A 13107-nucleotide genomic window follows, 5' to 3' on the forward strand; every position below is an offset into this window, starting at 1 on the left:
ATCCCCTTTATATATTAGCCTCTTAGTACTTGACTGAGGTAATCTTCTAAGACTTTTATCATTTTAACAAGTTCAATTATCCGTGTGGTTTCAACACCATCAATACTAACTATATACCTATCCCATGTTACCTCCTTAATTGGTTTATAACTAACTGAAAAAGGGAGTGGAAGATCTACTATCCCCTCCAATAAACACTTCAGTTCGTCTTTACTGTTAACATAAAAAGGGGTAGAATATTTGCCCAACTCGTAAGTCAGCTCCTGATAATCGTTAAAACTAACTTCAATATCAAGGGTCCCTGATTCTGAAAATTCTGGAGTGATAGCAGTCAACGAGAGACTATATAATAAATAATATCCCCCAAATTTATCATGTCGGTCATCAATTAACTCTATAAGACCTAGAGATGATAAGTTGCCTTCTATCAATTTTTTAAGTGCTCTCATTGTTAATTCTCCTTTATATATTTTAAGTAAATCACGATTTTACAAAAACAAAAGCTACACCGTTTAACGATGTAGCTTATTTTTTATCTGATAAGTTTAATAGTAACTGTTCAAGTTTAGTAACCAAAGGATCGTCTGGATGTTCCTTTAGATAATGTAATAATTCATCTTCTGAAATTCCCAGTGTTTTAAAAAATGGACTTTGTTTTGATGTAGCCATATAAACCTCTTGGAACTATTATACTTTATTACACGCTAAACTTCACCATAATACTCATCGTCTTCCTCATCTTCTGGCGGAAGTTCAAAGATTTCACCAGTCGCAAAATCCACTGCTTTTATTTCACTTTCTTGTGTCTGAGATTGGCTTTCTACGGTCATTTCAGGTAATTGAACGGGTACTTGTTCATAAACAGGCTCTTCTGTGGCTTGCGTGCTTGCTTCATCAGCTTGTGCTGCTTCAATTTCAGTTAGTTTTGAAGTATCAATATCATTATCTTTAACAAACTGATCATAACCTTTCATATCTGGATACCAGATATTTTTAGGGTCAATTTTTCCATCGCGTGCATTATTAAAGAGTTCTGGATCTTCAACCATAAAACGAGTATAATCATACCATTTCTCATCATTTGGATTATTGGATAATTCATCCTTCATAGGATGGTCTGTTACCATAGCCTTTTTATCTCGGAAAACATTTTGTTTTGAGATAAATACTAATGCTTCATCAACACCGATACGTGCAATTTCATCAGGTGTCATCAAGTCACGCTGATGAGCTTGTGTACTTGTAGATCCTGATACACGTTGACCACGTTGTTCAGAATAGCTTTTTTGTGTAATGGTTTGTTTACCAGCACGCATTGAGAAGTAACGCATAGTATCTTCGTCATTGGTTCCTAAGAATAGCAAGGTTGCACAGTTATTAACCATGGATTTTCTTGCTTTATCACCATAAATCGTATCAAGTTGACTAATGGCTTGAATGATGATTTTAACAGACATTTCACGACTACGAATAGATGCCAAAACTTCATTGAAATGAGGGATTTTACCAATGTTAGCAAATTCATCAAAAATAAATTGAACGTGTACTAAATCGTCAGCTGTATAACCATCTTTCTGACCTTGAATAATGGCATCAGCATTGTGTGTTAACTGGTCAAACATGACTGTAAACAAAGTAGATGCTAAGAAACTAAAAGCTTTGTTGGTTTCTGAAATAGCGACAAAGACGGCTGTTTTCTCAGTGTTCCAAGTATCCATTTCCATGGTATCAGACTTAATCAAATCTGTAACTGCTTGGTGGTCAAAAACAGAATATTGTGTAGCAACCATCGCAAAAACACTGGTTCTTGTTTCAGCGTCAAAGTTATCGTTGAACAAATTCCATTGCTTGCAAGCATAATTACCAGGCATTGACTCTTCAAGTTCCACAAACATCTTTTCAACTGTACTAGGTTCTTTATCATTTGGACGCCTTATGTTACGAAGCAATTCAGCAACCATAGAAAGATTAGGTATATAATCTCTAGTTTTGCTGTCAAAATATAGATAACCAATCAGAGCACGATTTAAAAGTAATTGAGCTTTATCCCAAAAAGGTTCTCCTTTGTGTTCATTTTCAGAAGCACCTTCAACCAACGCTTCGGTAATACGGTCAATATCTAGTTCAGATTTCATATAATTGAAAGGATTGAACATATCTGAATTAGTTAAATTGACCAGGTCAAAAACTTTAACCTGGTAACCGTGTTCTTCAAGCATCTTACCTGTTTCACGAACTAACAACCCTTTTGGATCGGTAACCACAAAACTTGAGTTCATTTGCATGAGATTAGGTTTAACATAAGTGAATGTTTTACCATCACCAGGAAGACCAACAACAAGAACATTTTTATTCAATTGCCATTGAAACGGAAGATTTTTATTAAATAAGCCCATTTGGGCATTCTTTGTGAAAATCATATTGTTGGTTGGCTCTGGATCTTTAAAGCCAGCAATCTCTTGAGCAATCGCAAATTTTGCTGAACCTGCTTCTTCACCATGACGATAATTCTCATCAGGTTTTATTTTTAAATAAAACATCATCCCAATAAAGAAACCAACCATTGCAGCTAAAATAGCAAATGGACTGAAGTTAGGATAAAAGTATGGTGGTTCAACATATTTTTCCAGAACAAAAGTATACTGGCTAAATAAATTTGTCATATCTGGTTTAGGAGCTATGCTATATAATGCATAAGCTCTGTGAGTTAGAAAAGCTAAAACCAGACTAATGATTAGATAAGGGATAAGAGGTTTCTTTTGAAGTTTCATCAGATACTCTTTCCTTTCTTCTTAGTTTGGACAGTATCAAGTTTTTCTTTAGTGTTTTTCTTGATTTTGTTAATCTGTTCTTTGGGTGTCAATTCTTTCTCTGATTTCATGTACTTTTCTTTAGCTTTCTTAGGGTCGTTAATGATTTCATTAAGGGTGTTTCTTAAAGCATCCGCAATAACTTCCCTATTAGGCGCTTCAAACCAGACTTGTTTAGTGCCATCACCTAAATCTTTAAAAGCAAAGCGTACACCTGATTTTTTAAGTTCATCTGTAAATTTTTTAAGGTTAACATCTGCTTCTAAAAAATCAATATGATCTTTCGTCAAAGACGACTGGTTAAAATTTTTCCAAGATTGTTGTCCCACAAGTTTTTGTTCATCATAAGCTTTATACAGTTGTTGCGCTGCATAAGCTAAAAAATGAAACAATTGTTTACCTGTTTCAAGTGTAACACGTGCACCTCTATCAAGAATTTGTTCTTGTTCCATAATCTTCTCCCCCTTTATGGATAAGCAGTTAATTCAGGAGCTTTTGAGACTAAATAGCCATATTTAGCTTCTTTGTTTTGTTTTACTGTTAATGTTAAACGTTTGTTGGCTGTTGTATTATCGTCATAGCGACAATTGATAACATAGGTCAAAGTCGTTACTTTTTTCGTCATCACTTCTTTTTCTAGCAAGACACTGACTGTTGTTGCTTTATCAGTATCAAATTGATTTAAATTAAGTGAATTTGAAATAAAATCTTCTCGAGCTGATGAGTTAGCAAAATAATTACTAATAAAATAGCGGCAAAAAACATCTGCGCCCTGGTTAATAGTAGTCTTTTCAATTTTAGGTTTATCCACTACTTTATTGTTGTAATGATTAGTAAGAGAAATTGCTAAACTAAAAATTGAAAATAACAAAGCAATCATTGTCCAAAAGTGGTGATGACTAGTTGAAGTGTGTGTTACTCTGGCGCTAGACGTGGGTTTAGTCAGCTTATTCTTTGCTTTAATTTTTTTAGTTGGCTTTTCCGCTACCTTTTGAACATTCACTTGCTTACTACCACGACTCCAAAAGAATTTTTTATCCTTCTTTAAGCCAAACTCACCTAATAACTCTTTAACGTCTTGATCTCCAGAAGATGGAATAGTAAGCTCCATCGACTCTAGTAATTCTCCATTTTTATCAAGATGAAAAAGCTGAAAGGTTGCTGTTGTATTGAGCTGTAAACAACGGTTTTCTTCCCCTTCCAGATAAAACTCTAATTCTTCACGATTTTGAAAATCGCGCTGTTGACCATTACTTAGGTTTGTAATGCGAAACATTACGCATCACCCCCAAGTTTATCCTTGTTATCAGCTAAAAAGGCTTCTAAGTCCGATAGACTCATACCATATTCTTTAAGAATTTCTTGTTGGCGTTTAGCTTCAAGTTCTTTAATATCAGCTTCCAACTGTTTAATTTTCTTTTGAGCAGCTTCAAGGGATGCTTTCGCTTTATTAAGTTGTTTCAACTTATCTTTTAAGCGATCACTTGTTGATTTTTGACGGCGTGCTGATTTTGAAGTGTGTTGTTCTGTTCCAAAAGTAGTTTCATTCATTTTCTTTTCTCCCTTTTATAGTGATAAATTATCTAAGCTATCATTAACAATTGTTTTCTCTTTAACAGGATAATCACCTTGATTTTGATTAACGGCAACAATATACCATTTATCAACTTGAACTTCAGTTACTTTATGAGTAACTTCTTTTTTATCTTTATAAGTTCTAGTTTGTAGTCGTCCTGTTACCTGAAGAGTGTCACCTTTGGCTGTTAACGTGTTAAAGCTTTCAGCAGGTGCTCCCCACAAGACACAGTCAATAAAGTCAGCTGGATAAGAACCATCCTCTGTTTTATAGTCTCTACTTGAAGCAAGTGTAAAAGAAATAACCGAACGGTCGTTGACTTTTCTTAACTCTGTATTTTTAGTCAGACGTCCTGTAATAATACTTTGATTTAACATTGCCTTCTCTCCTATTCATCATTACTAGCAATGACATCTCCATAAGAATTTTGTGAAGCTGTCGGATCTTGAAAATCTGTAATTAAAAGCGTACTCATGTTATTTACGAGATATTTGCCATCAACTTTATTGTAAGTTAATTGAATAATAGTGTTATTATCTACGCCTGTTTGAGCACCTTCAGTTGAATTCTTTTTCTGAAGTAAATCATTTGTGTAATTAACATAGCAAATAACTTTATCATTGGTTTTATCAATATAAATTTGAGCATCTTTAAACTCAAAATTAACAACAAAGCCTTTATAAGCTTGATTTTGTGCTGTCTCTTCTTCAGAAACAGCAGCATTATACATGCCATCAGTCATATAATCTTTGTATCTGTTACGATTTTCTTCAAGATCTTTTTTAGTGTAATAAGCAATCAAAAACTGCTTAACCCAACCCTCAGTCAACTGATGACCTTCTTTAACCTTTTTGGTTAAAGTTGTATGACTTGAAGATTGATTATCTGTTTTCTTGCTCATTGACCCAAAACCTAAGCCAATGAGAAAGATAATAATAATCCCTACAATCATCATGACCCGTTTGAAAAAAGTCACTTTAAATTCATCTATCATTTTTTTCCTTTCATTTTTAAGGGGTTGCAAACGTGTAGTACGGAGCGTTACGACAAACACGCCAGTGAATTTGGCTTTTGTTACCTGCATAGTTACATTCAGATACCAAAAAACTACCATCAGCATTAACCACTTCAACAATCATAACGTGTCCATATTGTGGATAAGTGCTATCAAAGCCACCAGCTGTTGAACAAACAGCTCCTGCCGTTGGCATCGTACTAAATTTCCAACCTTTTGCGACAAGATTTCCTACCCAGCTTTTACCATCGCCAAGGTGACCATAACTTCCTGATAAATCCGTGATTTCACCTAATTCAACCAGACGATTATAAGCATACCAGGTACATTGACCTGCAGGATAACCACTACCAGGTTGTGTTGTCATACTAACACCAGTTGGCATACTCTTAATTTTATCCCGATACTCTTCAGGAAAATTCCAAGAGGAAGCCATTGTTCCACCACCAGCAATTGATTGATGAAACCAAGATAACGCTTGTTTGGCATAACTTTGACGTTGCGAAAGTGTTCCGTTGTTGATACCTTCCCATTTTGTTAAGAAGGTTCTGGTAAGACTATCTGTATCAGAATTAGAGGTTAACACACTTTTTAAAATGTTTTGATAGTAAGGTGAATCACCTTCTAGCATAAATCGAATTTGTGTTTCTAGCTCATACCATTTTTTACCAATTGAATTAGCATAATTGATTAACATGGTATGACGAGTACCGCCATCGGTGGTATCCGTCCATTGACCAAGTCCAAGCCCACGATGAAGGATATTAGGATAACCACCACCGTAGATCGCTGTACCACCCATATTCAACCAATTAACATCATCCCAACAGCCATCAGATGCACCAATAGGAGGGTTAAGATAATCACCTTCAGCTCGTTTTGGGGTAATAGATGACTCAACGGCAAAGTTCCCAACCACTGCAGCAATACCATTATCAGTAGCGCTTGGATAAAACTTCTTCATCAAGTCATAAAATTGTTTAGCACGTCCACTCAATTCAGATGATGTTCGCATAACGACAGTTGTTTGAGCGTACTTAACAAATGGGAAATAAAAACCAGGATTAACTAACACCCAAACGTTTGTCTTATTTTTCTTTGTCTGCTCCGTATATCCATATGAAACATCTTTATTTTTTATGTCTTGTAACCATTGAGAATCTTTACTATCAACTTCACCATAGTTTTTGGCATAGGCAATCTTTTGTGAACCACCAGAAACTGTTCCAAGCTCGGCTCCTGCTTCTACCTTATCACCTGTTTTAACTCGAATAGCTGATATGTTATAAAAAATAAAACGAGCATCGTTATCTGAAATAATTAAATTAGTTGTTTTAGTTTCGTTACCCTTCAAATCTTTTGTTGTAACGGTAATTTTACCATCCATGACTGCATAAAGCTTTTGACCTGACTGAGCTTGAAGTGTGGTTGTTGGATCGATTTTATCCTTTGAAGTATAACCATATCGCTTAGAAATCGTAAGGTAATCTGTATCGCTCTTAGCATCATCTGCCGAATAAAATGGATTAATCAATTCTTGAGTAGCTAAGTATTTTCCTGTTTCGGATTGGCTCTCAAGAATTTCTTTATAATCTGCTAAGTCATCTTTATCCAACTTCATCCAAGCTTTACCGTTAGTATAAAGCTCAGCCATAGTTTTTAGGTTATCAATATCGCTATTTTCTTCTTTCCAAATATCATCCAGCGCATCCGAAAAATGATTAAACCCAAGCGCTCCTGTCAATTTACCACCTGTCCCATCATCCCAGTTAGCATCTGGTTCCCATTCACCACCATAGCGAAAGTTCATGTAAAGCAAGATAGAATCAATATCCGTGTAATATTCAACTTGGTCAGATGATTTTTGGCGGTCAACTTGTGAAATATGAAGCCAGGATTGATTAAGTGTAAAATCATTTTGTTGAATAACATTGCTTGAAAAGATTGAGGATACAAGGATTACCAAAAATAAAGTAAAACCAACAACAGCACTAACAATCCACGTCATAGGGTTAGCTAATATAGTTGCTGCTGCACTTGTTGCCGTTTTTACAGCTGAAGCAGTGGTCTGTGCTACTTTTGTAGCAACCTTAGCAGTGGTTTTAGTGGCAAATTTAGCGCTATCCTTAGCACTTCTATAAGCTCCACGGCTAACGTTTACCATACCTTTGCTTTTTCGATAAGCTAGTTTAGCTCCTCGCCAAGTCACCTTACCAGCCTGCTTAGCAACTGCTTTTGATTGTCTTGTTCGATACTGTAGATTTTGTAAATCTGACAAAGTATCATCTTGATCCATGGCAGTAGATTTAATTTGATGACTAGCATTTAATGCAATGTTTTTACCAGTCCGTCTAGCTTTCTGACCGATGGTTGGATTAGTCTTTCTGACTTTCTTTTTGATTTTCTTAGTAGCTTTCTTTTCAGCTAGCGCTTTCTCTAAGTCGTCTACAATCTTTTCACCATCAACATCTTTATCAATACCTTTCTCAGCTCTTCTTAAAGCTGCTCTAGCATGTTTCACCTTAATCTTAGCTTCACGATGCTCTTTTTTAGCAGCATTTTGAGCTTTCTTAGCTGACAACTGATTATGACGTTGAACACTTTCTTTAATATGACGTTTTCTAACCACACGCTTTCTTAAATCATCTTTGTTAGACATGATTCACCCCCTCTCCTTCTAACTATCCTGATAAATAAATTGATTAATCAATTTGACGGTAAGCATCCGTTGCCACTAAGCGGAATAGTTCGGTATTTTTAGGAATTGGATTTTCAAATGGTACTGCCGTTTGACCAGCAATGATTAATCCTGTCCCTTTTGCTTTTGGTTTTTCAATATAACGAATAAGTGCATCTGTCAAATTAATGGTTTGTGTTAGATAAGCTAAGTCTGTTTTCTTTTGCTTCAACAAAACAATAAATTCACTGTTTGAAATCAACTTACGTCCTTCAGTACGATTCAACAAAGTTTCAACGTTTTGAGTGATACCTGTTGGAATAGCACCATACTTACGAACACGGGCGTAAAGGTTAGTAAAGAACTCTGCTTGATTATCTGTTAAGAATTGATTTTGCATTTCATCAAAGTAGATACGAGTTGTTAGCTTACCTTGATTATTAACGACCTGGTTCCAGATATAATCTTGTACAACCATTAAAGCAAATGGTTTTAACTTACCATCCAATTTTTTCAGATTGAAAATAACCACTTGATTATTCAAGTTAACATTAGTTTCATGAGCAAAAATATCTTGAGACCCGTTCGTATATGACTCAGATTTTAATGCTAAATCTTGGGCAACTTCTTCAGGTTGTTCAACTAAAATGTCGTACCAATCTTTCAAAGTTGGTGTTCTATCAGTAATTCGTTCATAACAAAGACGAGTCACACGGTCAATGATTGAGAAGTCTTCATCAGTAACTTCTTGCAGAATATTTTCAAAAAGCCCCATGATAAGTGATGACTTCTCACCAATCGGATCAGCATCTTCAGCTGATAAATTTTCTTCATCTGGTAAATCCATCAAGTTCAAGTGTGTCTGTGAACCTGGGAAAATATCAATTAGTTGGGCATCAAATGCACGACCAATGTCCGAATACTCATCTTCAGGGTCTACAATAATAATACGGTCATCAGGATACCTCAAAATAGTTGGGATAACTTCACTGGTTTTAACAAAAACAGACTTACCAGAACCTGAAGAACCTAAAATGACACCAGATGACGTGTTCAAATCACGTTGACGGTCAAGCGTAATAATATTGTTTGAAATTTGATTTTGCCCATAGTAGATAGCCATAGGACTGCTACTTTGCAAATCAGTATTCGTAAATGGAATTTGTGTAGCAATGTTTGTTGTTGTCATATCACGCATGAAGCGGTGTTTAACATCAAGATAAGTTTTTCCAATTGGCAAAATAGTATTAAGCGCTTCTTCTTGATGGTAGTAAGTTTCTTCAAAATCAACCACATGCTTACGTCCAGCTTGTTTGACACGGTTTGTATAATCAGCAAGTTCTTCAGGTGTATCTGCTTTTAACATGACTGCAAAAATACCTGAGAACATTTTTTGGTCATTATCATTAATTTCAGTACTCCATTTAGCGGCTTCTTCAGCAGTAGCTTGAGCTACACCTGATACTGCTAAATTTCCTGAAATACCTTTGTCTGCAGCAACCTTTTGAGACTTAATCATATCCATTTTTACCCCTGCCTCAGCTGTATTGATTTTCTGAACAGCATCTGCTGGGTCATACGGTTTAGCATGAATTGTAATCGCTAATTCAATCCCAATGTCGGTAATTGACTTGATTAGACGATCATTTAGAAAAGCTGGAAAACTTCTAGCAAAAAGAACTTTACAGTATTTCTTATCTATCATAAATTGATCCTGTTGAAACCAAATACGTCCAGGAGCAACAAAAGATTTTGTTGTTAAACCACTAATACGTACATCTTTATAATCAACATTCAAATAAGGATTGCCACGTAACAAATCAGCAAAAATATTTAATCGCTCTGTTCCTGTCAAAGGCGTAAAAGGAATATCAATCACTTGAAATTGTTTTGAAAAATTGTTTTCAACATCATTCAATTTACGATAAGCTTGTTTACGATCTCGTGCAGAAGTTGAAACCGTGATAAATTTTTCAACCTTGAAATTATTTTGGTCGGTTGCAAAACGTGATGTAATCATATCATTGTATTCTTGACGATAAACATCACGGTCATCACTTTCAAGTTCATAGGTAATTTGGCTTAAAAGTGTTGACGGAACAGGACGATTAATAATTAGTAATTGATAAGTATTATCACTATCTAAGCCGTTTAAAGCTTCAACATAATAATCAATAATATCAAGTTTTTCATCTTCATCTGCCGTGAGATAATTTGTATCGCCAAGTTCCCAGGTTTTTGAGTACTCCTCATCAACAATGTGCATCAAACCGTCCTCAAACAAAGACGTATATTTAATTGTGTTTTGAGTACTAGCTTTCAAAGCTTTTTTGAGCTGTTTTGCTCGCTCTTTATCTTCTTTAGTCAAAGGTGTCGTTCCATTCATGGACGCCCTTTTGTTGAATAAACGTACCATTCATATCCTCACTTTCAAAATCTGTTTGATAAGCACGTTCTTGTACTGTAAATTTAAACATCAAAACTTCTTTAATTTGTTCGTCTTTTTTTATACCATAGATAAATGATGGTGGAACCGTCAAAGCTAATACCAGATAAAACAAAATATCAGGCAATTTCAAGAAAGAGATCAATGTTGCTAAAGCAACACCAATGACAATCCCGATTAGCATAATGAGTTGTCTCAAAGTAAAACCACCAACAACACTTCGTTCAAATTGATCAATGGCTTTAAAAAACTCAGAACCTAATTTGTTCATTTTTCTCCTTTCCATCAAAAAAAGCAGTTTTTAAAGAACTGCTTTTCACTTACATAATCCATAATCTTTAAATAAACTTCGATTAATTTTTTGTTATCTCTAACATTTAATTATTAGATAAATTCAATTTATCTGGTGTAAAATTCAATTCATCGTTTTCAGTAACAATATCTAATTTTCCTATGACTTCTGATAAAGTATTTGATATCAGTAAGTGATGTTTGAATTGCACCCTATAATCGTTATCAGCATACTTAACTAAAGTCTCTAAGGAATTTTTTAACAACTCTTGAGCAACTAAGATATTATCTCCTGCATTTAGCACTTCATGAATTACCATTATTTTCTCTAATGAGTCATTTAATGCTGGCGGGTTATCGTCCAAGCCAAGTAAATATGGAACAGATACACCAAAATAATCTGCAAGTATCTGGGCATTTTTCTTTTTCGGTGTTCTTATTCCTTGATTATATCCCGACAAAGTTGGATAAGCAATCCCAGTTTCCTCACTAATCGTTGTTAATTTTTTTGACTTTCTTTAATAAGCTTTTCAATATTATTCTTCATAATTCCCTCTTTCTAAATCTATTTTTAGGTTTATCGAAAAATAAATCATTCATATTTTTACCTCTATGATACATTCAACAATTGTTTAGCTTTACGTTGGGAACCAATCAATAAAATTAAGAATACTACACATTTACCTATATAGCTAAAACCTGAAGCATATGCTCCTAACCAACTATTTTTATCTAATTGAACTAATGTATCAACCCTAAATCCTTGCCAAATGGCAAGCAATAGAATTATTACAGCACCCTGAAGAGCAACTGCTCCAAACATTTTTAAAAAGTTAACAGCAATATGACGTGTATTATCACTCATCCAAAAAGCAACGATTACAGGTGCTATTGCTTTAAAGAAATAAAGTTCAATGAAACGCAATAGAACGATTACTTTTAAAGATAGAGTTGCTGCGGCACCAACAATAAAACCAATACCGTCAATCATCAATCTAATTCCATATTTACCGTGTTTAATCGGAACATATTGAAAACCTGCACCTTTAAAATCAACACCAATCAGCTTGGTAATACCATTAGTAAACCACATAATTGCATTTAAAACTGCACCTGATTGAGCTACTAAAAAGTAGGCAATAAAATATTTAACCGCCACTTCTAAGAAAAGCTTCCAAGTCATCTCACCACCTTGGTTCCGAATAAATCTGTACCAAGAGAGCATTTCAATTAAAAATAAAATCGAAATCAGAATATAACCTATTGCCATCAAAGACTTGTTGATTGCACCAATTGATGAATTAACTGTTTTATTATAACTTCCTAAAGTCTCAGTCAATTCCGAAACAATTTTATCCATATCTCTCCTTTCTAGCATAATAAAAAAGAGCCTTGAAAATAAGGTTCTCATCCTATAATTATTTGTGTTCTTCTACTTTTGAAAAAGTGGCAACTAATGCAAGTAAAACAATGACAATTCCTATAATCCAAGCATCTAATACAGGGTGTGGGAAAAAATTCGGATTTCCTGTAGATATAAAATCTGAACCAAAAAGACAATCAACTAGACTTTTTGAAACGCCAGTAATTTCACTCTCGCCTCTTAAGTCTGCAATCATCCCAATAACAAGCAGAAACATAAATTTAGAAACAAACCAAACCAAGAATACACCGAGTGCTGATTTGATTAAATTAAAGAAAAGCATTGTTAAATATAGTGGAGACATAAGAACAAAAAATAAAGCTTTGAAAAATCCACGTCCTAGAAAGCCTAAAGCATCCTTTAAGTGTTCGCCCAATGTTGGCTTATAAGATGCGTTAATACGTTCCAACTCAGCTTGTGACTCTTCTGGCGTATGCCATCTAATACCAAAATGTTCCCATTTAGCATTATCAAGTTCATCCGCTGTTGGTGGACGTCCATTAGTGGCTTCAAAGTTTTTTGCAAAAGCTACATAATCAAATTCCTTGTTCATTTTCTTTTCTCCTTGTAACCCTTTTACTTACCTTTATTATACCACTTTTTCAACTGATTATCTTACATGTATGTAAGTTATTAGAATGAAATTGAGTGCATAGCCGCAACAATTGCAGCTGCAACACCTGCTGAAATAACTGCAACAGCTCCACCTGAAACCATTGCTGTCATGCCTTGGTCCATCATTGCCGGATTACCATTTTTACGCCCTGCAAAATAATCAAAGGCTCCTGTTAATACCCAGCCCAAACCGATGATTGATAAAATAGCTCCTAGAGCTGTAACTACACGAACTGCTGTGTCCATAAATAAAT

14 protein-coding genes and 1 pseudogene are annotated in these 13107 nt (G+C 34.9%); all 15 read right to left on the minus strand.

Features of this window, described 5'->3' with window-relative positions; all coding sequences use genetic code 11:
• Positions 1–14 precede the first annotated feature (14 nt).
• The 15 genes and pseudogenes from EGX96_RS03230 to EGX96_RS03295 all read right to left on the minus strand — a co-directional run bounded on the left by EGX96_RS03230 (position 15) and on the right by EGX96_RS03295 (position 13099).
• Positions 15–449, minus strand: coding sequence for a hypothetical protein (locus EGX96_RS03230; protein ID WP_001202059.1), 435 nt, complete (start codon positions 447–449; stop codon positions 15–17).
• Between the two features lie 76 nt (positions 450–525).
• Positions 526–669 carry a hypothetical protein gene (locus EGX96_RS11085; protein WP_000235823.1) on the minus strand — a complete coding sequence of 48 codons (144 nt, stop codon included), beginning with the start codon at positions 667–669 and terminating at the stop codon, positions 526–528.
• A gap of 35 nt (positions 670–704) precedes the next feature.
• A complete protein-coding gene (locus EGX96_RS03235) occupies positions 705–2771 on the minus strand; it encodes a VirD4-like conjugal transfer protein, CD1115 family (protein WP_000775822.1) in 2067 nt (688 codons plus the stop codon).
• Positions 2771–3262 (minus strand): DUF3801 domain-containing protein, encoded by a 492-nt coding sequence (locus EGX96_RS03240; RefSeq protein WP_000434501.1) that lies wholly within the window; start codon positions 3260–3262, stop codon positions 2771–2773. The genes EGX96_RS03235 and EGX96_RS03240 overlap by 1 nt, the downstream gene beginning before the upstream one ends.
• 14 nt (positions 3263–3276) lie before the next feature.
• Complete coding sequence (locus EGX96_RS03245; protein ID WP_000488495.1) at positions 3277–4086, minus strand: hypothetical protein; 810 nt, start codon at positions 4084–4086, stop codon at positions 3277–3279.
• Positions 4086–4361, minus strand: a complete 276-nt coding sequence (locus tag EGX96_RS03250) for a hypothetical protein (RefSeq protein WP_001006384.1) — start codon at positions 4359–4361, stop codon at positions 4086–4088. Before EGX96_RS03250 ends, EGX96_RS03245 begins: the two co-directional genes overlap by 1 nt.
• Before the next feature lie 15 nt (positions 4362–4376).
• Positions 4377–4763 carry a single-stranded DNA-binding protein gene (locus EGX96_RS03255; protein ID WP_000934359.1) on the minus strand — a complete coding sequence of 129 codons (387 nt, stop codon included), beginning with the start codon at positions 4761–4763 and terminating at the stop codon, positions 4377–4379.
• 11 nt (positions 4764–4774) lie between these two features.
• The gene (locus EGX96_RS03260) at positions 4775–5380 is read right to left on the minus strand and encodes a hypothetical protein (protein ID WP_000564599.1); all 606 of its coding nucleotides are present in this window, start codon (positions 5378–5380) and stop codon (positions 4775–4777) included.
• 16 nt (positions 5381–5396) lie between these two features.
• Entirely contained in the window at positions 5397–8060 is a 2664-nt protein-coding gene (locus tag EGX96_RS03265) for a phage tail tip lysozyme (protein WP_000066069.1), read from the minus strand.
• 43 nt (positions 8061–8103) lie between these two features.
• Positions 8104–10464 carry a VirB4-like conjugal transfer ATPase, CD1110 family gene (locus EGX96_RS03270; RefSeq protein WP_001014608.1) on the minus strand — a complete coding sequence of 787 codons (2361 nt, stop codon included), beginning with the start codon at positions 10462–10464 and terminating at the stop codon, positions 8104–8106.
• Positions 10439–10795 carry a PrgI family protein gene (locus EGX96_RS03275; RefSeq protein WP_001037294.1) on the minus strand — a complete coding sequence of 119 codons (357 nt, stop codon included), beginning with the start codon at positions 10793–10795 and terminating at the stop codon, positions 10439–10441. Before EGX96_RS03275 ends, EGX96_RS03270 begins: the two co-directional genes overlap by 26 nt.
• Before the next feature lie 106 nt (positions 10796–10901).
• Positions 10902–11362, minus strand: a pseudogene (locus tag EGX96_RS11305) (helix-turn-helix domain-containing protein).
• Between the two features lie 63 nt (positions 11363–11425).
• The gene (locus tag EGX96_RS03285) at positions 11426–12175 is read right to left on the minus strand and encodes a hypothetical protein (RefSeq protein ID WP_000358017.1); all 750 of its coding nucleotides are present in this window, start codon (positions 12173–12175) and stop codon (positions 11426–11428) included.
• 58 nt (positions 12176–12233) lie between these two features.
• Positions 12234–12791, minus strand: a complete 558-nt coding sequence (locus EGX96_RS03290; protein ID WP_001030969.1) for a hypothetical protein — start codon at positions 12789–12791, stop codon at positions 12234–12236.
• 80 nt (positions 12792–12871) lie between these two features.
• The gene (locus tag EGX96_RS03295; protein ID WP_000379151.1) at positions 12872–13099 is read right to left on the minus strand and encodes a hypothetical protein; all 228 of its coding nucleotides are present in this window, start codon (positions 13097–13099) and stop codon (positions 12872–12874) included.
• Positions 13100–13107 lie beyond the last annotated feature (8 nt).

This window comes from Streptococcus sp. FDAARGOS_520 (assembly GCF_003812685.1).
Lineage (GTDB): Bacteria > Bacillota > Bacilli > Lactobacillales > Streptococcaceae > Streptococcus > Streptococcus agalactiae.